This is a genomic window from Acinetobacter sp. ABJ-A23_2, assembly GCF_044538765.1.
Taxonomy (GTDB): Bacteria; Pseudomonadota; Gammaproteobacteria; order Pseudomonadales; family Moraxellaceae; genus Acinetobacter; species Acinetobacter nosocomialis_A.
Window position 1 is genome coordinate 131,627 of the sequence record NZ_JBIUCP010000001.1, and the last position, 23,573, is coordinate 155,199.

The 23,573-nt window shown below is 37.6% G+C and carries 19 protein-coding genes; 5 read left to right on the forward strand and 14 right to left on the reverse strand.

Going from position 1 to position 23,573, the window contains the following annotated elements:
• Positions 1–73: 73 nt before the first annotated feature.
• The gene (locus tag ACH63V_RS00670) at positions 74–775 is read right to left on the reverse strand and encodes a VIT family protein (protein WP_049066550.1); all 702 of its coding nucleotides are present in this window, start codon (positions 773–775) and stop codon (positions 74–76) included.
• Between the two features lie 249 nt (positions 776–1,024).
• On the opposite strand from ACH63V_RS00670, the gene ACH63V_RS00675 reads away from it, so the two are divergent.
• Complete coding sequence (locus ACH63V_RS00675) at positions 1,025–2,245, forward strand: tetratricopeptide repeat protein (protein ID WP_396462449.1); 1,221 nt, start codon at positions 1,025–1,027, stop codon at positions 2,243–2,245.
• 2 nt (positions 2,246–2,247) lie between these two features.
• Positions 2,248–3,384, forward strand: coding sequence for a non-hydrolyzing UDP-N-acetylglucosamine 2-epimerase (gene wecB, locus ACH63V_RS00680; RefSeq protein ID WP_311069407.1), 1,137 nt, complete (start codon positions 2,248–2,250; stop codon positions 3,382–3,384).
• A gap of 7 nt (positions 3,385–3,391) precedes the next feature.
• Here wecB and ACH63V_RS00685 read toward each other — a convergent pair whose 3' ends face one another.
• From ACH63V_RS00685 to ACH63V_RS00725, 9 genes are all read right to left on the reverse strand, one after another.
• On the reverse strand, positions 3,392–4,297 hold the full coding sequence (locus tag ACH63V_RS00685) for a hypothetical protein (RefSeq protein WP_396462450.1): 906 nt from the start codon (positions 4,295–4,297) through the stop codon (positions 3,392–3,394).
• Positions 4,275–6,119: a hypothetical protein gene (locus ACH63V_RS00690; RefSeq protein ID WP_396462451.1), complete on the reverse strand. Its 1,845-nt coding sequence runs from the start codon at positions 6,117–6,119 to the stop codon at positions 4,275–4,277. The genes ACH63V_RS00685 and ACH63V_RS00690 overlap by 23 nt, the downstream gene beginning before the upstream one ends.
• The gene (locus ACH63V_RS00695; protein WP_004700031.1) at positions 6,120–7,370 is read right to left on the reverse strand and encodes a glycosyltransferase; all 1,251 of its coding nucleotides are present in this window, start codon (positions 7,368–7,370) and stop codon (positions 6,120–6,122) included.
• Positions 7,357–8,253: a hypothetical protein gene (locus ACH63V_RS00700; RefSeq protein ID WP_396462452.1), complete on the reverse strand. Its 897-nt coding sequence runs from the start codon at positions 8,251–8,253 to the stop codon at positions 7,357–7,359. Before ACH63V_RS00700 ends, ACH63V_RS00695 begins: the two co-directional genes overlap by 14 nt.
• Positions 8,253–8,993: a hypothetical protein gene (locus tag ACH63V_RS00705; RefSeq protein WP_263614331.1), complete on the reverse strand. Its 741-nt coding sequence runs from the start codon at positions 8,991–8,993 to the stop codon at positions 8,253–8,255. The genes ACH63V_RS00700 and ACH63V_RS00705 overlap by 1 nt, the downstream gene beginning before the upstream one ends.
• Positions 8,994–9,186: 193 nt before the next feature.
• Positions 9,187–10,629 carry a deoxyribodipyrimidine photo-lyase gene (phrB, locus tag ACH63V_RS00710; RefSeq protein WP_396462453.1) on the reverse strand — a complete coding sequence of 481 codons (1,443 nt, stop codon included), beginning with the start codon at positions 10,627–10,629 and terminating at the stop codon, positions 9,187–9,189.
• A gap of 102 nt (positions 10,630–10,731) precedes the next feature.
• Positions 10,732–11,214 (reverse strand): peptidylprolyl isomerase, encoded by a 483-nt coding sequence (slyD, locus tag ACH63V_RS00715; RefSeq protein WP_002052512.1) that lies wholly within the window; start codon positions 11,212–11,214, stop codon positions 10,732–10,734.
• A 135-nt stretch (positions 11,215–11,349) separates the two neighbouring features.
• Positions 11,350–12,636, reverse strand: a complete 1,287-nt coding sequence (locus ACH63V_RS00720; RefSeq protein WP_396462454.1) for an NAD(P)/FAD-dependent oxidoreductase — start codon at positions 12,634–12,636, stop codon at positions 11,350–11,352.
• Positions 12,637–12,734: 98 nt separating this feature from the next.
• On the reverse strand, positions 12,735–14,054 hold the full coding sequence (locus tag ACH63V_RS00725) for a D-alanyl-D-alanine carboxypeptidase PBP6B (protein WP_396462455.1): 1,320 nt from the start codon (positions 14,052–14,054) through the stop codon (positions 12,735–12,737).
• Positions 14,055–14,225: 171 nt separating this feature from the next.
• Between ACH63V_RS00725 and ACH63V_RS00730 the strand changes: the two genes are divergently transcribed.
• Together ACH63V_RS00730 and ACH63V_RS00735 are read left to right on the forward strand one after the other, a co-directional pair.
• Complete coding sequence (locus ACH63V_RS00730; protein WP_396462457.1) at positions 14,226–15,929, forward strand: M61 family metallopeptidase; 1,704 nt, start codon at positions 14,226–14,228, stop codon at positions 15,927–15,929.
• Between the two features lie 401 nt (positions 15,930–16,330).
• Entirely contained in the window at positions 16,331–18,568 is a 2,238-nt protein-coding gene (locus ACH63V_RS00735; protein WP_263614325.1) for an NADP-dependent isocitrate dehydrogenase, read from the forward strand.
• A gap of 116 nt (positions 18,569–18,684) precedes the next feature.
• Here the strand turns inward: ACH63V_RS00735 and ACH63V_RS00740 are convergent, their stop codons facing one another.
• On the reverse strand, positions 18,685–19,473 hold the full coding sequence (locus tag ACH63V_RS00740) for an rRNA large subunit pseudouridine synthase E (protein WP_396462458.1): 789 nt from the start codon (positions 19,471–19,473) through the stop codon (positions 18,685–18,687).
• A 200-nt stretch (positions 19,474–19,673) separates the two neighbouring features.
• Here ACH63V_RS00740 and icd point away from each other — a divergent pair, with 200 nt between their 5' ends.
• Entirely contained in the window at positions 19,674–20,930 is a 1,257-nt protein-coding gene (gene icd, locus ACH63V_RS00745; protein ID WP_396462459.1) for an NADP-dependent isocitrate dehydrogenase, read from the forward strand.
• A gap of 613 nt (positions 20,931–21,543) precedes the next feature.
• Here the strand turns inward: icd and ACH63V_RS00750 are convergent.
• The 3 genes from ACH63V_RS00750 to ACH63V_RS00760 all read right to left on the reverse strand — a co-directional run bounded on the left by ACH63V_RS00750 (position 21,544) and on the right by ACH63V_RS00760 (position 23,482).
• A complete protein-coding gene (locus ACH63V_RS00750; protein ID WP_396462460.1) occupies positions 21,544–21,954 on the reverse strand; it encodes a hypothetical protein in 411 nt (136 codons plus the stop codon).
• Positions 21,955–22,181: 227 nt separating this feature from the next.
• Complete coding sequence (locus tag ACH63V_RS00755; RefSeq protein WP_396462461.1) at positions 22,182–22,307, reverse strand: hypothetical protein; 126 nt, start codon at positions 22,305–22,307, stop codon at positions 22,182–22,184.
• Positions 22,304–23,482 carry a YbfB/YjiJ family MFS transporter gene (locus ACH63V_RS00760; protein ID WP_396462462.1) on the reverse strand — a complete coding sequence of 393 codons (1,179 nt, stop codon included), beginning with the start codon at positions 23,480–23,482 and terminating at the stop codon, positions 22,304–22,306. The genes ACH63V_RS00755 and ACH63V_RS00760 overlap by 4 nt, the downstream gene beginning before the upstream one ends.
• Positions 23,483–23,573: the final 91 nt, after the last annotated feature.

The window sequence follows — 23,573 nt, forward strand, 5'->3', positions numbered from 1 at the left end:
AAATAGAATGAAGAGCAAATAATATTGGCTATTTAATTTTTAAATATTCTAGAGGACTATTTTAAAAATCTTTTTATAAAGGAGTGACGTTAAATAAAGAACCGATCCAGCTTGAAAAAGCCATTGCTAAAATTCCCCATAACGTAATACGTAAACTACCTTTAAGTTTAGATGTACCTGCAAAATAACTAGAAAGTGCACCTAAAATCGCTAATGAAAGAATACCGGTAGCCAAAACCACAGGCATAATCCATTGATTCGGGCTCAGTAATATAGCGAGCATGGGGAAAAAAGCCCCAAAAGAAAATGATGCAGCAGATGATAATGCAGCTTGTACAGGATTGGCTGCCGTATTTTCATGGATACCTATTTCATCACGGGCATGTGCACCCAATGCATCATGAGTGGTTAGCTGCAAAGCAACTTCTTGAGCCAATTCTTTAGACAAGCCTCTAGAAATATAAATTTGAGTTAATTCATCTAATTCTTTTTGTGGGTGCTTTGAGAGTTCTTTTGCTTCAATAGCTAGATCAGCTTTTTCAATATCTTCCTGAGATTTCACGGAAATATATTCGCCGGCGGCCATTGATGTAGCCCCAGAAATTAGTCCAGCAATGCATGTAATTAATAGAGTATGTGAGTTGGCTCCACTTGCTGCCATGCCCATAATTAAGCTAGTGACAGAAATAATTCCATCATTGGCTCCTAATACCGAAGCTCTTAACCAACCTGAACGGTGAATTGCATGATGCTCTGTATGATGTGGAAAAGCCATGTGTTTTGCCTTATAAATGTTTTATAGATGCTATGAAATTTTACAATTTATTGATCAAAAAATATGTCATCATTATAGGAAATTTAGGGATACTAAAGAATAGATCAATAATAAAGATGGAGACTAAATTATTTATATTAAACCATCCTTAACCTAACTTAACGATGTAAATCATTATTTTTAATTATGATATTTATTGATTATTCCAAAAATTGCTCCTAATAACTCTAATTTACTGCAGAGGTGAAAATGAAAAATAGCAAAAAAATAAATTCTATAACGCATTCAATATTACTTATGGGAGCAGTGATCTCTTCTTTAACGGTAGTGAGTATGGGCTGTGTTTATGCACAGGACCAAGTAGCTTCAGACTATAAACCTGGAAACCTCATTTATGATAAGTGGGACAGATTTTATAAAATAGAGCAGTCTCAACCTCAAGAAGCAGAAAAAATATTAGTTGAGCTGAGTAAGTTGACCCCTACAGATATTAAAGTCTGGAAAAGCCTTACTTATTTACAAATTCGGCTCGAAAAAAGAGATGAGGCTTTACAAAGTTTAAGACAAGCAAGAGCTTTAGCTCCTCAAGACGACAATTTAAAATTACAAGAAGCATATTTGCTGAATCAGCAGAAAAAAGATCGTGATGCATTGGTTTTATTTAAAGAATTAACTTCATCTTCAGATCCAGCAATTGCAGCAAAGGCAACTCAAGCGGTTAAAAATTTAAGTGGGGGTGAGGTTAAACCATATTTTGGTGATATTTATTTTGCACCCTCTTATGAGTCACGTTATGACGATGTTATTTTTCCCTTAAAAGTTCGGTACGGTAAAAACATCGATAACGGACGAGCTCAAGTATATGGCTTTCTTAATTTAAACCGTGATACTAAATCTCAAGGTGGAGTACGACCTGAAATTATTGATGAAAATGCGGTTACTCTTGGGGTAGGTGCAAATTATCAACCATGGACTTCAATTCCTGTTCGAGCTTATGTCGAAGTTGGTGGAAGTTATGACTTGATTGATCGAAATAGAAAAAAATTTCGTGAAAGTGTTGTAGGTGGTGTAACGGGTTATCAGGAATGGTATTCGCAGTCTAAATGTAATCATACACTTTGTTTAGATAATTACTTTACGGATCTCTATGGTAATGTCGCGACTTATTCAAGAGAAGACTATAACGTTATTGGAGATTTACGCTTACGCACAGGTTTAAATTTATATAAAGGAGATGAGGGAACTGTGCAGGCTTATGTGAAATTGCATGGCTTAGCAGACAGTAAAAATGAATATTACAATAATTTATTTGAATATGGCCCAGGGATTTCATGGCAGCCTTTTAACTATCAACCAATAAAACTACGTGTTGAACGTCTATATGGCAACTATTTTAAAGACGTGCCTGTTAATACAAAAGATCATTACAACAATACCCGAGTAGAACTTGTTTTTTATAAGGACTTCTAATAATGAAAAAAATTTTTATTTCGATTGTTTTTGGTACCCGTCCAGAGCTTATAAAGTTGGCTCCAGTAATTCTATTAGCAAAACAAGACTCACGATTTCAGGTAGAAGTTATTTTCACGGGGCAGCATGATGAATTAGTGCGAGATGCCATAGATTTCTTTGGGGTTGAAATTGACCACCGACTTAAAATTATGAATGCAGGGCAAAGTCTAAATCAGCTATTAATTCATGGTTTGACACAACTTGAACATGTCTACACCGATGGTCAAAAAAGAGATGCGATTGTCATTCAGGGGGATACTACGACAGTATTAGCTGCTGGGTTAGTCGCTTTTTCAATGAAGATACCTGTTGCCCATGTCGAAGCAGGTTTACGTTCGTATGATTTAGATCATCCGTTTCCTGAAGAAGGAAACCGCCAGTTAGTTTCTCGTATTACCAAATGGCATTTTGCCCCTACAGAACAATCAAAGCGTAACTTGTTAAATGAGCAGATTCCACCTTCGTTGATTACAGTGACAGGCAACACTGTAGTCGATGCTGTGTATTTAGGTAGAAAATTAATTGCTGAAAAAACTGGTTTAAAAAATCAGCTTGAACCTTACGGAATTGAATTAAAACACAATGATAAGGTTGTACTTATTACCGCTCATCGCCGTGAGAATTTCGGTGAAGGAATCAAAAATATTTGTAATGCAGTTGAATATTTAGCTAATCATCATCCTGATTTACATTTTATTTGGCCTGTGCATTTAAACCCAGCTGTACATGATGTAGTACATGATAAGTTTAAAAATCATGCTCAAATTCACTTGGTTAAGCCACTTGATTATCCAAGTTTATTGGCCGTTATAGACCGTTCAAGTTTTATTTTGACGGACTCTGGTGGTTTACAAGAGGAAAGCCCATCATTTAATAAGCCTGTCTTAATTTTACGAGACACCACTGAACGCCCAGAAGTGGTAGAGGTGGGAGCTGGAGTACTGGTTGGAACAAATCAGCAAAAAATTATAGATGAAGCTGAGAAACTTTTAACGGATTCACAGCATTATCAAAAAATGGCAAATGTTGAAAATCCGTTTGGTGATGGGCGTGCTGCTCAGCGAATATTGGATGAAATTGCTAAAACTTATGAATAGAAGTTATTTATTTTGAAATTTCCGATTCGTTTATGGCGGTAGATGTGCCGCCATAAGCGAGACGATACCACAAACCGACGATGTAAACCGACCAACGTCCCATGTAGTGTGGACCATCAAAAATATAAATTTTCTTGCCTTCATAAGCTTTAATCTGAGAAATAATTTCCCAAGGATATGCTGCTCGGAATTGTCCATTTTTCTTGGTTCGAAAGGCTTCTAGCACAATCACCGTTTTATCTTTTCCAAGAGTTTGCTCAAGTTGATCTAAAATACGTCGAGCTTGTTGTGGAGTTCTTACTCCCACACCTACGCCGTCTTGAAAAAAGATACCCGCTTGTTGAGGCAACCAACTTTTAACCCACAAATCATAGTTTTCGGGTTCGCTTTCACCACTGTAAATACTAACCCAGATAGGTGAAGGGAGCTTTTCTAAAACATGACCTAATGTACTGACTCTTAGCCATGTTGGATCGGCTTCTACTGGAAAATAATAACCTTTTAATGGTGCATCTTTTTGTTCTTGAATAATTTGCGCAGATTTTTCTCCTAAAGCAACCACATTTGCACGTGCTTCACGTTCGTTATATTCACCTGCTAAGCCTAATATGAGATTTTTAGCCCAAGGTTGTTGTTTAATTTTTTGTATATCAATGGCATTTTCCCATTGAGGAAGAGTGGAGTTTTTCCACCAAGATTTAGATTCGACGACTGACCATTGAGGAACAAAAGTGTTCACTCCTAAGTAATGCCAGTTTCCTTTAGGAGGAGTGGTATTATTATCGGGTTGCCAGAAAATACCTTCAATAATTGGAGGTTGTCCATGATTTTTGAACAACCCAGCATACGCCACTACACTACATATAATTAAAATAATAAAAGCAGTTATTTTAATTGGTATCTGTTTTCTCATTATTTCGTCGTAACCAATACCACAAGAAGATCACTATTATCATAATTGCAGAGATAATCACAACTAGTAAAAAGAATGATGATTGCTGAACTAGTGGTGCTTTTTGGTTGCCTACAATTAATTTCTGGAGAACATAAATATTGCCATTTTCAGAAACCAGCATTTTGGTGACATTGTTTGGAATTTTATGTTGTATTTTTCCCCATAAGTGCATAAAGCTGAGCGCACCATTTTCAGAGTCAGTAATCACATCAAAGCGGTTATTGTTATAACTCACAATAAAACCATTTGCTGCCGCAGGTGCATAAATAATGTTTTGATGCATTAAAACTTGTTGTTGATAAATCTCTTTATTGACTCTTACATTAACTGCTTGTGGAGTATTGGGTGAAAAACGTACTAGATTTAGTGGCATTGGTGCTTGTGTAAGCAACATATTTTTAGCGACTTGCCCTAAAATAATAGCCATATTTAGTGCCCCTGATTGGTCATCAATTGCAATTGTTGGCTTGGTCGCTAACGTCATGGAGAGTGCTGCAACACCATTTTTGAGCTTATGTGGAAGTTTTACCGTTGACTTGGCGGTATCAACCCAAAGTGAACCATGAGCATTTGGTAAACATTGAGAGTTGGCAATGACCGAGTTTTCAAGTTTTAAGCTAAAGTTTGTTGTATTTGAAATTTCCTTGGCAAAGATGTTGAACTGTCGGTTTACGGGGTCAGAAGCAAGATCTGCCGTTTTCATACTACCAGCGAGGCCGCCATCCAGCCATGCAGTGATACTCGAGCCTTGTAATAAACCACTTTGAATACGAAGTGCAATTTGTCCTTGTAGGATATCAGTTGGTTGCCATACTGCTGGAAAATCAAGGAAGAGGTTCTTTTCAGCATGGTTGAGTCTGAAGTCACTAATACCCAAATCTGCAAGCGTATCAATTTTTCTAAATTGCGCCCACGCTGGTGTTGAAATTGTGGTTGGGAAAATTGCACTATCAGTATCAAGCTGTTGTACATAGGCTGGGTTGATCAGCCCATTAATAGCAGAACTGAGCTCTTGAGGTGTGTGGTAAGTAATTGATAATGTCGGTACACCTTCTGCTGGTTTTGCAATTTGTACTAAAGCACCACCTTTAAGGGGATTGGCTGAATGAATCACTTCAATAATAAAGTTTGTTTCAGTGTTTAAATTAGTTTGTCCTGAGTCGACCCATTCAATAGGAGTTACAGAACTCCAAGAGCTTGCCAAACGAGCTAGCATGGATGCTTCGGTAATTTCCTTACGGTTATATTTTAAAATTCCAACAAATGGCGTAGGACGTCTAGTTTGTGGGTTAAATAGAGCATCTGGTAAATCTTTTAGACGATAAACATTACGAATAGGCGTAAAGTCGAGTTGGGAATTACTCAAATAAGTTAAATGGTCGATATCTTCTGTACAGAATGTTTCTTTTGTCTGGTTTAGAGTTGTAGGTTTAGCATATTGTTGAATAATAAAATCTAAACGGTGAAAACCACTTGGGCTAGCAGGAATATTAAATTTAAATTGGCCATCCCCATTTAAAGTGGTGTTATAGATGAGTTTATCGTCATATTTCACGAGTAATGTTGTGTCATTTTCAGTGGAATAGTCAGTAGAAAACTGTATATTTTGCCATTCAGCGCCTTTTCCCACATAGAAAAAATGAGGCTCGACAGTATATTTAGTTGATGTACTAATATCATCTAATTTCCATGTGTTGGTATGAGCAGGCACGGCTAACATAAGGCAGCTGCTAGCAAGGAGTGCTTGTATGAGTGGATAGAGTTTGAAAGTCTTTTTCATTTATTTTTTCTCCTTGCTACGTTCCGTTTTATACCATTGAAGGGAGTTGCCCTGTATTTTATTTTTTAGCATGTCAAATGCGGCTTTAAATACAATAAATAAGAAGATTTGTGAGTAACTTACGTAAGATAAAACAGAGTAAAAATAGAGTTCTGGTTTAACTTTTTCTAAAGATAACGTAAACCACATTTGTGCTACATATAGGCAAAATGAAAGGCCCCACAGTAACGTAAATGGACCCGGAACTGAAATGCCTGCAATATCAAGTAAGCCAAGCGTTAAAGTGATATGACTCCAGAACAAAGCCGGTACGAAAAGGATGTAGCACATAATGTTATTCAGAATTTCAATTCCGATAGGAAATGGCGTTCTAAGTGCTACAGGTAAATATTTACGTGTCACATAAAAATTACCTTGAGTCCAGCGTGAGCGCTGTTTAACAAATACACTTAATGAAGGCGGGTCCTGCTGCCACCCAATTGCATAGGGAACCCATTTAATTCGTTTTTGTCCGATAAAAATTCGGAAACTCATTTCTGTATCATCGACTAGCGACTTTTCATCAAAACCACCTAAAGTTTCTAATGCATCACGCCAGATAACGTAGTTAGTGCCCATCAATGTTGAGAGTTCAAAACGTTGCCAGCGCCCACCTTGAAAGATCCATTGGAAAAAGATGAATTCAATCGCAATAAAACGAGTCAAAATACTATCTTGCCAGTTACGGGTTCTTACTTTGCCATTTACAGCGACTAGTTTTTTGTCTGCAAGTAGTGTTTGTGCGAGTAATCGAACGCAATCGGGTTCAGGAGTACTATCGGCATCATAAACAACAATTAACTCACCTTTAGCATGAGGAAGCCCGTTATTGAGGGTTCTTGATTTCCCTTTGCCCCCCATACCTTTTGGAACATTAACAATTTTTATGCATGGATAAATTTTTGCGAGGCTTTCTGCAATTTCAAGGGTGTTGTCTTTAGATCCATCATTAATCAGTAGAACTTCATAAGCTTCAGCTGGATAATCTTGTTGAGCAATGGCATGCAAAGTATCTTCAATCACCACGCCTTCATTATAAGCAGGGATTAAAACACTTAAGACTGGCCATCTTTCTGGTATTGGCAGATTTTGTAGTTCCTTTTCAGCCGTTTTGGAATACTTCCACGCTTGATAGCTCAACCATGCCCAAAATGCCTGTGGAATCCAAATACCTAGAAAGCCAAATAAAAACAGAATATCAATTGGAGCCATTTTTACGAACCCTCCTAATAATAGAAGAGATGAGTAGTAATAATAGAATTAATCCCACTACTAAGGAGATCCATGAAATATAACTACCAAATGTACCGAGAAGATCTGGATAGGTCGTTGTTAAAATCAGATCAAGAGGGACAACAACTATACTTAAACCAATAAATATGTAACCAATAAGATTGGTACTGACATGTTCAGGGGTGCTTACATAATCAATATTATTAAATTTCCACGAAATACCGAGTTGCGGATAGCGAATATTGGAGAGGGGTAAATCGGCAGGAGGATTGATAATAATTTCATAACCTGAAACATGACCGTTAAAACCTTTGGCCGAATAAAATAAATGTTTACCTTGTTTAACCTCTCTTGAGGGTATAGGTAAGTTTGTCGAATTTAACTGGATAATATAACTACCCGCTGGTTGTGAAATTAAATTTTCATCCCACCCTGTACTCACAAACGCAGCCATTGGCCGTAAACCAATAGCTGTTGAAAATGTTGCCTTAGCAGCAAAATATTGAGGTTGTTCAGTTTTAAAAAGTACGATCGGAATAGCGCCTTGGCTTACTGCTTCTTTTAATAAAAAATAGTGGGGGAAACCAAACACTTCATCTGGCAAGATAATGCCGGGTCGAATTCCATTATGGACAAACTTTTGAAAGCTTTCTGAACTAATCTGATCAATGGTAAAGACTGGCCACCATGTATCTTGATAAGGAAAAAACATGGAAAGATCATTAGAACTTTGTATTTCGGCTTTTGTTTGTTCAGCTTTAATTTCACAATGATAATATTGCCGATAAAACTGTTGTAGAGTGGCATCTGGATATTGGCTAGAAGCAATCACAATTCCACAAATATTAAGAAGATTGGACATTAGCTCATCTCCTCAGGTGGAATTGGAATAATTTTATATTCCACCTCAAGGCGTAATGTCATAATTTCTCTTAATTTTTTAATAAAGTCAGGTTCTTCTTCAGTTTTTTGCTGGCGAATGACAATACTGTATATATTTTCCAAGTCATCATCTGCAAATTGGAAAATAATCTCATTAGGTTCATGTTGGCTCAAAATCTTAATCATTTCATTTTGAGTGGTTTTCCAAACATCATCACCGAGCATTTCTTTGATTAAACTACGATTAAGAATCTTGATCGCAAAGACCTCATAGTCTTGTACATTATGGCGATCAAGAAGTTTAAAAAAGCTGCGCTGGAAATATTTTAAAGCACTGATCGGGAAAATATCGCGGCGATAATTTCGGTCATAGCTTTGAATATCTCGATATTTTTGAACATTAATTTCGATATTGTGGCGTACAGCGCTTAAAAAAAGCGGAATAAGGGGAATAATAAAAAGTAAAAGAAGCTGCCGCTCAATGTGCGTTTGCGCTCCTAAGTCGAGTAGAAAATATACGGCAACTCCAATAAATGCGAGTAAACCGACAATTAAAGACAAGCCGACTTCTAAAAAAGCACCGGAAATTAAAAGAAGAAGAATAAAAATCCAGCTTCCTCTAAAACTCACAGGCAACCACTCATATGCAACCATTCCCATAAATAGGTGAGCTGCGATAATCCATAAGACGAGTGTTCTACCTGGGTTTTTTTGTTGCATGCGGGTTAAGCTACCTTTTTGTACTGTTAATTTTTTTATACTTTTATAATGAAAGGTGTGGATTTGCGAAGTTGTTGTTGTTTATGTCCTTTTTAAGTATCTAATATATTTATTTGTAGTTGAAAGTCCCTTTATAGTCAAATCCTGTTGTTAATTGTTAATCAAAAATAAACAGATAAGACTCAATTCTTATCTAAATACTCTTGAATGTTTCAATTGCTTTAATACGCGATTCTTTTAAGTCTACAATTGGTTTTGGATAATTTAAGTGAAGACTCGTTTTGGTTGAGTAAGGTTCATGAATGGATTTATTGTCCAGATGAGCTAATTCTTTCACCCACTTGCGAATATAGTCTCCATTCGGATCAAATTTTTGTGATTGGCTAACGGGGTTAAAAATCCGAAAATAAGGTACAGCATCGGTACCAGTTGAGGCACACCACTGCCAGCCACCATTGTTCGCCGCTAAGTCCCCATCAATTAAATGTTGCATAAACCATTGCTCACCAATACGCCAATCGATCAGTAAGTTTTTGCATAAAAACATAGCTGTAATCATTCGTACTCGGTTATGCATCCAGCCTGTCTCTAAAAGTTGACGCATGCCGGCATCAACAATAGGGATACCCGTTTGGCCAGTTTGCCATGCTGTCAGGTGTGCTGGATTATGATTCCATTGAATTTTTTGAGTATCTTTTTTAAATGGGATGTGTTTAGACACATACGGAAAATCAAATAAGATATGTTGATAAAACTCTCGCCAAAGAAGTTCATCTAACCATGTTTGTTGGCCTTCATCGACTAAGTGAAAGTTGCCGTGTTGAGCACGAAAGAGCGCTTGTAAACACTGTCGAATAGATAAAATGCCAATATTTAAATAAGGCGAAAGTTTGCTTGTACCTTCTACGTGAGGAAAATCTCGCTCGACTTTATAGTGAGACACAGCGTCTTTAATAAATTCATCTAACTGTTCTAATGCATATGATTCGCCAATAGGCCATAAATCTTGCTGTTCTTTAGAAATAGATGAACAAAATAGTTTTTCAATTTCTGATAAGTCTGCATTTTCCACATTTAAGAAATCAGTTGGAACTTTAGTTTGTTTATTGGGTAAAGGGTAGCATTGAGGTAAACCACTGGTATCTAGTTTTGCATAACATGCTTTTTTGAATGCACTAAAAACTTGATACGGTTGTTCTGATTTGTTGCGAACTGAGCGCAGGGGAAAAATCGTGCGGTCATGAAATAAAAAAAGTTCTTTACTGCCTTTATTTAAAGAATCTTGTACTGTTTTATCTCTTTTTAATTCATTTACACCTATTTCAATATTGGCATAAACGTTTTCAATATTATATTTCTGGCTGAAATCAGAAATAAACTTGGCGATATCTTTCCAATTGGGAATGACTTGGATAACAAGTGGAATATGAAGTGCTGCTAATTTTTTTTGAAGCTCTTTGAGTTGTCGTAAATAAAAATTAATTTTTATTGGAGCATCGTCGTGTTGTTTCCATTGCTCTGGCGATAAGATGACTAATCCAATTGAAGGTCCTTGCTGACAGGCATGCCATAAAGCTGCATGATCGCGTACTCGTAAATCTTGTCGGAACCAAATCAACTGATAAGTATTTGACATGCATCGTCCAATAATAAATTAACTCTCTGAATATTATATAAAATAAAGGCATAAAAAAAGCAAAGCCGAAGCTTTGCTTTTTATCATCTTGTGAAAGATGAATTAGTGGTGGTGACCACCTGCACCGTGTACGTGACCGTGATCTAATTCTTCTTGAGAAGCTTCACGGATTTCTACGATTTCAACTTCAAAAGTTAAATCTTGACCAGCAAGTGGGAAGTTAGCATCAACTACAACGTTGTCGCCTTCAACCGCTTTAACAGTAACGATTTGAACGCCGTCATCTGTTTGAGCTTGGAATTGCATACCAGGTTGAATGTTATCAACACCTTGGAACATTTGAGCTGGAACTTCTTGTACTAGGTCTGGGTTGTATTCGCCATAACCTTCAGCAGCTGGTACGTTTACAGTGAATTTATCACCAACAGTCTTACCTGTTAATGCATTTTCTAAACCAGGAATGATATTGCCTGCGCCATGCAAATAGGCAAGTGGTTCACCTTGAGATTGATCAAGTGTTTCACCCTCAGCGTTTGTTAATTTATAGTGGAATGAAACCACGTGGTTATTTGCAATTGCAGTCATGTTTTTGATCCATTCAATCAATTAAAGCGTACATCATAAAGTGAAAAATAAATTTTGTAGACTACAAAATCTCAATCTTTAACACTTTTTCTAATGCGTTTTTGTCTATATAGGGATGAACTTAAAAAATTCAACTCAATACAGCTTAATTTTTGGACGTACTCGTCTTGTAAGTAAATCTTTCACTGTGAGTAGTCCAGCTTGAGTGTATCCGTGAATTGTTGCTTGATGTAAACGGTATAAAGATACATACATCGTTTTAGCAATATATCCTTGTACACTGACATCCCCAAGCAATTCTCCAACGGCTTTATTACGACTTAAAGACACAAGTGAACCTTTGTCATTAAAAGTGAACATTGGCTGTGAACGGCCATTAAGTCTGGCAGCCATCGCATCAACTAAAAAGCTTGCTTGTTGGCTGGCAACTTGAGCACGTGGTCCAAGAGGCGGGTTTCGTGCATCAAGCTGGCAATGTGCACAGTCACCGAAAGCGAAAACATTTGGGTCAGAATAAGTTTGCAGGGTTGCATAGACCATTAAACGGTTAATGTTGTCACGTTCGAAATCGGTAAAACTTTCAAGAACTTTGGGGGCTTTTACCCCAGCTGCCCATACCGTAATATCACTTTTGAGCTGATTACCGTTACTGAAATAGATGCAATGCTTATCAACTTTTTCAACACGGTGTTGAGTTAAAATTTCGATACCCATTTTTTGGAGCTGTTTTGCACTATGCTCAGCCGTTTTTTCATTTAGTGCAGGAAGAATTCGTTCTGATGCTTCAATCAGTGTAATTTTGACTTGTTTAGGATGGATTTTTTTCAAACCATAGCGATAAAAGTTTTTGGTTGTTTCAATAAGTTCAGCTGCAAGTTCGACACCAGTTGCACCCGCGCCAATGATTCCAATATTTAAGGTACGTTGATCTGGTTGATTTTGCGCTTCAATGTACAAATGCAAAAGATCTTGTTGGAAAATATCAGCTTGTTTTCGACTATCGAGAAAATGACAGTTTTCACGTACCCCCGGTGTATTAAAGTCATTTGATACTGAACCAAGCGCCAAAATAAGTGTGTCATAACTCAGTTGTTGAACATGATTGTTTTGTTCTTTAGACACTTGAGGTGGCACTAAATCTATTATTTTTTTCTCTTTATCAATAGCAACAAGCGTTCCTAATACAAATTCGTAATGATGTTTTTCTGCATGGGCAAAATAATTGGTTTGTTCTTCGTGAGGATTTAAAGAACCTGCAGCAATTTCATGCAGTAGAGGCTTCCAGATATGAGTCAAATTTTGGTCGACTAATGTAATTTTAGCTTTACCACTTTTCCCAAAAGTTTCACCGAGTTGTGTGGCAAGTTCCAAACCACCCGCACCACCACCGACAATAACAATATGATGTAAACTTTGGGCCATTTTTATCACCTAATTATTTTTCTATAAAAAAAGATGGCTAAATTATGCCATCTTTTATTTATAAAATTTATTGTGCCTCTGTGCACAATTTGATGTTTTTAGTGCGAATCTACAGGGTAGAGTTTTGCTGCACTATGGTTACTCGATGAAAAAATAGAGAAAAGATTAGAGAACCACATCATGATTCTTTGGAAAATGTTCGCTTCTTCAATATGCACATCATTTTCAATTTGTAGGCTGCGAATCAATTGATTATTTTGATAAATTGAAACAGTTGCCAAGTTCATCGCCTTCATTAACGGTGCAGTTAACTTTTGCTCATTTAACTCAATGTTTATTCGTGTTTGAGTGGTTTCAAGTGGAGCAATAGTTTTGGGCTGCTTGTTACTATCAAGAACTTGAATACGCTGTGTAGCATAATCAAACGTATTTAAATCGATTGCAGCTGGCTCTGCATATAAAGAAGTCGTGACAATAGTTGGCTGCTTAGTTTCAACCTTAAACATTTTTAAAGTTGATTTAATGACTGGTAGCTCAGCAATAAGTTTTTGCTGTGGAATAACCACTTCATCACGTGTATAAGCATAAGCAAGATTCATTAACTTATCGGCAATTTCAGCGCGTTTCACGGCACTTGGTGTACCTAAAACAATAACCAGTAAACGTCTTTGCGGTAAGTTTGGTGAAAATGAAGGACGCGAAGCTGTGAGAGCCAAGTTATAACCCGCTGCTTTGGTATAGCCAGTTTTTAAACCATCTACAGATGGATCATATTTCAAAGCAAGGTTGGTCGCATGGTGAAAACGTTGATTGTAGCTAAAGCTTGGCATTTTTGAATAACGTAAATATTCAGGTGTTTGGTGAATCACTGCCTGACTTAATAAGCTCAAATCATGAGCTGTAGTGTAATGGTCTGGCATTGTAATCCCGGCAGGGTTACTAAAATGCGTGTCTTTCATACCTAATGCTTGAGCTTCTTGATTCATACGTTGTACGAAATGAGGCACATCACCAGAAATTTTTTCTGCCAAAGTCACAGCTGCATCATTTGCTGACATCACAATTAAACCAGCCAAAAGCTGATCAACTGAAATTTGTTCACCCGCTTTGAGGTACATTTGTGATTCGTCCCACTGAACCACACCTACGACAGGGGTTGCAGTAATGACTTGATCTAGCTTTAATTTTCCAGCCTTAATCTCTTTTAATGCAATGTAGGCAACCATCATTTTGGTTAGGGATGCTGGTGCACGTTGTACATGACTATTATGCTCAGCAATGATTTGTCCAGATTGAGTGTCTACAATTGTCCATGCAGCGGCTTCAACACTTTCAGGAGCAATATTAAGTAGAGCAGCATTGGTAAGAGTAGTACAGAAAATACTAAACAGCGTAAAAAGAGATAGGAAGAATTTCACTAGGTGACCTTGACGTTTACTGGCAAATACGGAACACAGATGCCCAGCATGCTATGCCTTTTTTTTGTAGAAGGCTAGTCTGAATTGTTGCCAAAAAATACATCTACGCAAGTCGATACAAAAAAGTGATAATCTAAGGTGAAACCGTTCTTATTTTAAATTGAAGAATTTATGTTGCATTATCAAATAGAGTTCGATGATTACAAACAGCACCTTGTTCACGTAACAATTCGTTTTTTAGCGAATCCAAATCAGGAACTATGGTTACCAACGTGGATTCCGGGCAGTTATTTAATTCGTGAATTTTCTAAGCATATTGAGGCTGTAAAAGCTTACGATGAAGCTGGACGTATGCTCAATATTAAAAAAACTGAAAAAAATCGCTGGCGTTTATTTAACACCGATCATGAGTTAATTACTGTTGAATACGATGTCTATGCTTATGATTTATCAGTGCGTGGTGCTTATGTAGATCAAACACGTCTATATATTAACCCAGCCTGCGTATGCTTAGGTTTAGAAGGCCAAGAACAATCTGCTTGTGAATTAGAAATCTTTTTGCCTGATGAGTTGAAACATTTTCAATTAGCAACCGGCTTAGCTTCAAAAAGCTTAGTTAAGGGACGTTTTACCTTAAAAGCTGATCATTATGATCAACTGATTGATAGCCCATTTGAACTGGCTGATCAAACACGTTTTAGTTTCGAAGCACATGGAATTGAACATGAGTTTGCAATTTCAGGACAGCACAGTACCAATGTGGACCGTTTAAAAGCGGACATTGAAAAAATCTGTGCAACCGAAATTGAAATGTTTGGTTCAGCGCCATTTAAAAACTATACGTTTATGACGATGGCAACAGGGAATAGTTATGGTGGCTTAGAGCATTGCAACAGTACAAGTCTGATTACACCACGTGATGATTTACCAAAATCAAATGAACCCACTGAACCATCAAAAGACTATCAACGTTTCTTAGGTTTATGTAGCCACGAGTATTTTCATTCTTGGTTGGTGAAGTTTATCCGCCCAGAAAATTTTGCAAATTATAATCTTCATAAAGAAGGCTATACCTCGCTACTGTGGATTTTTGAAGGTTTTACTTCATATTATGATGACCTCATTTTATTACGTAGTGGCGTGATCTCTCAAAAGTCTTATCTAGATTTGTTGAAGTCACAGCTTGATCGTTATTTACAAAATCCAGGTCGGTTTGTTCAAACAGTAGCTGAATCAAGTTTTGATGCATGGATTAAGTTTTATCGTCCAGATGAAAACACCAATAATGCGGGCACCAGCTATTACAACAAAGGTGCATTAGTGGCCCTATGTTTAGATTTAGGCTTGCGTTTACGTGGTTCTAGTCTTGATGCCTTAATGCGTCGTTTGTATGAAAACACCCAAAACGGCATTCAGGTTAATGAACGTACCGTTTTTGATTTGTGCGAAGAGTTAACAGGTGATAGTTGGGTTGAGCAAATTAATCATTTGATTAACACGACTGAAGAGTTACCGCTAGATCAGTTATTCCCTGAATTTGGTTTAAGTTATACGTTTAAAAATGATAAGACATTAGCTTATGGTTTAAAGCTGACGGATAAACCTGAAGGTGTGTTAGTACAAAATGCTCACCGTGAGGGAGTGGGTGCAAAAGCTGGTATTTCTGCCAATGATGTCATTATTGCAATTGATGGATTAAAAGCGACCACAAAACTTATTGAGAAATATGCTAAACAAAAGGGTAGTTACCAAGTTTTGGCTTTCCGCCGTGATGAGTTATTGTCGTTTGAAGTTACAGGTGACAGCATAAACTTAACTGAAGTTGAACTTATTATTGAAGATCAAAGTAAAGCTGATAAATGGTTAAAAGCCTAAATAACAGTGAATTAATTTATAAAAAACCGATGTTTCGTACATCGGTTTTTTACTTTTTAGTAGATTTTGAAAATTGAAACAGGTGTTATCTTTGAGTTTATTTTGAATGAAAAGTATAATATTTGTCAGAACTCTGAAAGATATCTCATGTAATTTAACAATGTCCTATACCTAAAAAGTTGGTAAACGTACATGTATTACCATAAGTTAGGTATAAGATTATTATCAATAGATTTAAATTATGTATTATTTCGCTGCGAAATGTCGTTATCACTGGATATTTCGTTGACTGAAAGCCAATGAGAGCCGATACTCTCAGGGTTTTATTTAAGCATATCGGTTCGTAGGCACTGGGCCAAAAGCTCGGTCCTCAAAACTCAATTCAACGGAAGGGGCTATATATGGCTGGTGAAAAGTCAACTATCATTTACACACTGACTGACGAGGCGCCATTATTGGCGACTTATTCGCTACTGCCGATCATTGAGACCTTTACTAAGCCAGCAGGTATCGAGATTGTTAAAAGTGACATCTCTGTAGCTGCACGTGTGCTCGCAGAATTCGCTGACTACCTAAGTGAAGAGCAAAAGGTATCCGACAACCTTGCTGAGCTAGGTCGTCTTACACAAGATCCAGATACTAACATTATCAAACTCCCAAATATTAGTGCCTCTGTTGCGCAATTGACAGCATGTATTAAAGAACTTCAATCTAAAGGTTTTGCAATTCCTGACTATCCGGAAAACCCAGCGACTGAAGAAGAAAAAACTATTAAAGCTCGTTATGGCAAATGCCTAGGTTCAGCAGTAAACCCGGTTCTTCGTGAGGGTAACTCTGACCGTCGTGCTCCTGCTGCCGTTAAAAATTACGCTAAGAAACACCCTCACTCAATGAGCGAGTGGAAACAGTGGTCACAAACTCACGTTTCACACATGGAAGAAGGTGACTTCTACCACGGTGAAAAGTCAATGACACTTGACCGTGCACGCAATGTAAAAATGGAACTTATCACAAACAGTGGTAAGAGCATTGTTCTTAAGCCAAAAGTTGCGCTTCAAGAAGGCGAAATCATCGACTCAATGTTCATGAGCAAGAAAGCACTTTGTGATTTCTATGAAAAAGAACTTGATGATTGTAAAGAAGCTGGAATTTTATTCTCTTTACACGTAAAAGCGACAATGATGAAAGTTTCACACCCGATCGTTTTCGGTCACTGTGTGAAAATTTACTACAAAGAAGCTTTCGAAAAACACGGTAAGTTATTTGACGAGTTAGGTATTAACGTTAATAACGGTATGGCTGGGTTATACGAGAAAATCGAAACTCTTCCTACTTCATTACGTGAAGAAATCATTGAAGACTTACATGCTTGCCAAGAACACCGTCCTGCTCTTGCAATGGTTGACTCGGCAAAAGGCATCACTAACTTCCATTCACCTAACGACATCATCGTAGATGCTTCTATGCCTGCAATGATCCGTGCTGGTGGTAAAATGTGGGGTGCTGATGGTAAGCAATACGATGCTAAAGCAGTAATGCCAGAATCAACATTTGCCCGTATTTACCAAGAAATGATCAATTTCTGTAAATGGCATGGTAACTTCGATCCGAAGACTATGGGTACAGTACCAAACGTTGGTTTGATGGCTCAAAAAGCTGAAGAATACGGTTCTCACGACAAGACTTTTGAGATTTCAGAAGCTGGTATTGCAAACATTACCGATCTTGATACTGGTGAAGTGTTATTGACTCAAAATGTAGAAGAAGGCGATATCTGGCGTATGTGTCAGGTGAAAGATGCTCCGATTCGTGACTGGGTAAAACTTGCAGTAACTCGTGCACGTAACTCAGGCATGCCTGCGATCTTCTGGCTTGACCCATACCGTCCACACGAAAACGAATTGATCAAGAAAGTACAGAAGTACTTGAAAGATCACGACACGACTGGTCTTGACATCCAAATCATGTCTCAAGTACGTGCAATGCGTTACACACTTGAGCGCGTAGTTCGTGGCCTAGACACAATTTCTGTGACTGGTAACATTTTACGTGACTACTTAACAGACTTGTTCCCAATTATGGAACTTGGTACTTCTGCGAAGATGTTGTCTATCGTTCCGCTTATGGCGGGTGGTGGCATGTACGAAACTGGTGCGGGCGGTTCAGCACCTAAACACGTACAACAACTTGTTGAAGAAAACCACTTACGTTGGGATTCGCTTGGTGAGTTCCTTGCACTTGCAGTTTCTCTAGAAGAAATGGGTATTAAAGAAAACAATGCTCGTGCGAAGTTACTTGCGAAGACACTTGACGAAGCGACTGGTAAATTGCTTGACAATGACAAGTCTCCATCACGTCGTACAGGCGAGCTTGATAACCGTGGTAGCCATTTCTACTTGTCACTTTACTGGGCTGAAGCACTTGCTGCTCAAGACGAAGATGCTGAGTTGAAAGCGAAGTTTGCTCCACTTGCGAAAGCTTTAGCTGAAAACGAAGAGAAGATTGTTGCTGAGCTTGCTCAAGTACAAGGTAAAGCTGCTGACATCGGTGGTTACTATGCAGTTGATCCTGCAAAAGTAAATGCGGTAATGCGTCCAAGCGCTACATTTAATGCAGCACTTTCAAGTGTTCAAGCTTAATTACTGATTCGTTAGTAAATAGCTTAAAACCGGTGCCTATGCACCGGTTTTTTTATTGCCAAAAATAAAAGACATTAAAAAAGCCCACTGACGTGAGCTTTAAAACTTAAATGTTTTTATCGACCATTGCGGCCACGACCACGTGGTGCCTTGGTATTTGGACGAGTTGTACCATTGGTCTTACGACGTGGTTTTTCACTTTCATCCATTTGCCAAATACGTTTTGTACCAGACTTTTTAACAGAACCATCTTTATTTTTACGAACCATTGGTTTGCCACCTGTACCACCTGGTTTTTTCACATAAGAACGTGAACGATAAGGTTGCTCGGCTGGAACATCTTTAAAGTCTGGGTAGAGTAGAGGTTCGATTTCTTTGGTGTCGCCTGGTTGTAATCCTAATTGGACTAAATCAATCGAACCAATTTTAGTACGAATGAGACGTAAAGTCGGGAAACCTACCGCAGAGGTCATGCGACGAACTTGACGGTTACGACCTTCACAAATAGAGATTTCAATCCAAGAGGTTGGAATGTTGGCACGGTAACGTACAGGAGGGTCACGGTCCCATAACCATGCAGGTTCACTTACCTTAATCGCTTTAGCTGGTAAAGTCATACCATCATTAAGCTCTACACCTTTACGCAGTTGCTCAAGCGCTTCTTCGGTTACATCGCCATCAACTTGAACTAAATACGTTTTGTATTTTTTATTTGCAGGGTTGGTAATGAACTGATTCAAACCACCATGATCGGTTAAAAAAACTAAACCCTCAGAGTCCATATCAAGACGGCCTGCTATGCGTAAAGTCGGGTCATCTATAAAGTCAGAGACCGTCATGTGCGCTTCGTCTTTACGAAACTGGGAGAGCACGTCATAAGGTTTGTTAAGAATGACGATTTTCATAAAAAATGACTTCTTCTTTCAAATAAGCGGTAAAAACATTGAGCTATATTTAAGTGTGAAATTTGCTTATTTCCCACATAAATCTCAAAAAGGATTAAATTCGATTAAGCTATTATGCGTTAATAAAAGTTGAAAGTATTGTTTATCGATAATTATTTTTGTTTGGTTAGTTAAATATTATAAAAGGGAGAATCTACACAATGGGTTATCAGAAGATCGTGGTTCCTGTCGACGGTGATAAAATTAAAGTAAAAGCAGACCTGTCACTGAATGTACCAAATCATCCAATTATTCCTTTTATTGAGGGTGATGGTATTGGTGTAGATATTACACCAACAATGAAAACAGTCGTCAATGCGGCTATTTTAAAAGCTTATGGCGGTAAACGTTCCATTGAGTGGATGGAGGTCTATTGCGGTGAAAAGGCCAATAAAATTTATGGCACCTATATGCCAGAAGAAACTTTTGAAGCCCTGCGTGAGTTTGTTGTTTCAATTAAAGGCCCTTTAACCACTCCAGTTGGTGGTGGTATTCGCTCACTTAATGTGGCATTACGCCAAGAATTAGACTTGTACGTATGTGTACGTCCTGTACGCTGGTTTAAAGGCGTTCCATCACCTGTTCAGCACCCTGAACTAACCGACATGGTGATTTTCCGTGAGAACTCAGAAGATATTTATGCTGGTATTGAATGGAAAGCAGACTCTGAAGAAGCGAAGAAGGTAATTAAATTCCTTCAAGAAGAAATGGGCGTCACAAAAATTCGCTTTCCAGAAGGATGTGGGATTGGAATCAAACCTGTATCTAAAGAAGGATCGCAACGTTTAGTTCGTAAAGCCATTCAATTCGCGATAGATAACGACAAACCATCGGTCACCCTTGTTCATAAGGGAAATATTATGAAATATACCGAAGGTGCATTTAAAGAATGGGGATATGAGTTAGCGCTAGATCGTTTTGGTGGTGAACTCATAGATGGTGGCCCTTGGGTTAAAATTAAGAACCCTAAAAATGGTAAGGACATCATTATTAAAGATGTGATTGCAGATGCTTTCTTACAGCAAATTTTGATGCGTCCTGCCGATTACTCAGTGATTGCAACCCTGAATTTAAATGGTGACTATATTTCAGATGCATTAGCAGCAGAAGTAGGGGGGATTGGTATTGCACCTGGTGCAAATATTGGTGGTGCAATCGCAGTTTATGAAGCAACGCATGGTACGGCACCTAAATATGCCGGGCAAGATAAAGTAAATCCGGGATCAATTATTCTATCTGCTGAAATGATGCTGCGAGACATGGGATGGACTGAAGCAGCTGACCTGATCATTAAAGGAATTTCAGGAGCGATTTCAGCTAAAACGGTTACTTACGATTTTGAGCGTTTAATGCCAGGCGCAACCTTATTGCGTTGCTCTGAATTTGGTGACGCCATTATTAAGCACATGGAAGATTAATCTTTTATAGAAAAGCCCTCAATTGAGGGCTTTTTAAATTACTTTGAAGAATTATTATTTATAGATTTTTTATAGTATTGAAATGAATAAAAATAAGTTTATGGAATAGTAGAATTTAAGCTAAGAGTGAGCGGTAAATGCCCATAGCATACAAGCCAATATTGTTAAACTTAATAAGATTCCACCCTGACCATGCTGAGTTGCATACAGTGGAATATTGCCCATCGTATGCGTCATTTTGTAGTTCAGAATGGGTCTGATACAAAAGAAAAAAAGAGGTAATGATAAGATCACCGTATTACTAATTTTAATGGTATAGCGAAAATAGTAACTAAATAGACCTATTGTGGCTGCATATAGCAGCGTTTTAAAAAGTACTTCTCCACTGGTATATATATCTATGCCAAGATAAAAATTAAACTTCCATATAAGAAGGCTAACTGTAGCAATTATTGTGATAATACCTATAACAACGGCATTTGCTGGGTTTGATACATTAAACATTTTTAAAAGTTTTTAATTGGTATAAAGTAATTTGTTTAAAATATATATTATAAAAACATAGAGTACAGTGACTATTTTTAACTTTATAAAACTCCTAAAAAAAACCTATTTAGACATTTTGAGACTCAGGCGAAATTGAGCTTGTTTCTTTAAATACCCATAGGGCAAAACAGAATATAATGACGATCAGTAGACCCAAACTTTGACCATGACCTGACAGATAAAACGGAACATCTGGTATAGTTTGAATGGCCTTGTAGTCAAGAACTGGCTCGAGCCAAAAGTATGCGAATGGAACAGCAATTAAAAATTGTGTTGTAAACTCAATATGATCGCGTGTTAAAAAACCAAGAATAGCCGCCGTGCCAATATAAATAATAATCTTTACAGAGACCTCATATGATGTAGTCATATCCAGAGCGAAAACAGTCCGGCATTTAAATGCCAATAATGAAACACAGATAAAAGCGAACATCGCCAAGAGCTTTAAAAGCTCATCAATATAATTGTTATTGCTCATGTCTTACTCTATTTTAAGTATTAAAAATTATAAATTTTTATTGAATATAGATCAGAAAATTACACTCTACATTGACATAATGTGACATTTTTTGTCAGCTAGGTGTTCTTAGTAAGACTTAAAATTATAGTTGCTATGTGATTTTGACTGTTGATGTATTCATCAATTTCTACTTCAGAAATATTTGAGTGCTCATCGGAAAAGCCCCTGATATATCGGGGCATTTTTTATTGCATAAATTCGGGATGTTTAGCAGTTTTAGGTAGCCCGATTTTCTTTTGATAACTTTGGTCTAGGGCTTGAATAATAAGAACGAAAGCAACTAGAAATAGAGCAAAGAACAACGGTTTCACGATTCGGTTTCTCCGAGAGTAGTAGGTATAGAAGAACGGGTGCGAACTAAAAGGATTAAAGCGAATAGCAAAACAATGCCACCCATTAAGAACAGGTGTGCATAAGACCAATGCAAATGATACAAAGTACTAATCACTACGCCACCTAGCAGTTGGGTACTGGCAAAGCCAATGGTGGCAAGGCTCCAGATTTTTTGATAACGCTGTTCATAAATCTGTAGCAGGCTATAAGAGCTAATAAATACGGTGGCAGGTGTGAGTAAACCTGTAAGAAAGGACGATAAAGTGAGCAAAGCAGTAGCATGTGAAAAAAAAGGTAGGGCAACTGCCAAGCAATAGACACCGTATAGACATTTAATTGCCTGCAAATATCCAATAAGGCGGCTTAAACAATACGCCACAAAGGCGCCAATACAACTTCCAACCCCATAAAGAACCCAAAATAAGTTTCGTTGTTGCAATGGAAAATGTAGGGTTCCCGATAAATAGTCCATCCAAAATAAAGAGTGTGGGATATATGCAAAAGCACTGCACATATAAGCAATAATAATGACCAGTCCTAAACGTGAATGTTTGAAGTTTTGAGGAGCTTGATTGGCCGTTTGAACGGACTCGGTAGGTGGGTGCCTTAATAACTGAAAAAGTACCAAACTGCCAATAATGGAAATGGCGGCAAAAATTTCCCAGACATATTGAACAGGCATATTTTTAAGTGCAGGAATAATGAGAGTGGCAGATAACACGCCTGCGCCAATACCGCTAAACCCTAAAAAATTGACTTTGAGCCTTTGGCTAATTGCAATATTTTTCATGGCAAAGCTGGGCGCTAAAATCATGAGTAGGCCACCTGCGATACCTGAAATGGTGCGCCAGAGAATAAACCAAGCCAAAGGCATGTGTATAAAAGAACAGCAGAGTAGGCTTAAGTTACCTAAAACCGCCGAAGTTATAATCAAAGCGGGTATAGATTTTTCTTTAATGCTAAACAGTGCCAATAATGCGCCAACCAGATAGCCCAATAAATTTGCACTTCCTAAATAGCTTGCAAAATCATGAGTCCATCCATATTGCACAATCATAATAGGCATGAGTGCGGTATAGGAAAATCTAAAAATACCAATTCCTAGGCAAGTCGCTAAAAAGACAAGTAGGCTCATTCGATAGAACGTAGACATGAGAAATCTCTCAATTTTTTTATTATTAAAAGCGAGTTTATTTATCATTAGAAATGATTTAATATGATATTAATTATCTTGTTTTGAGATA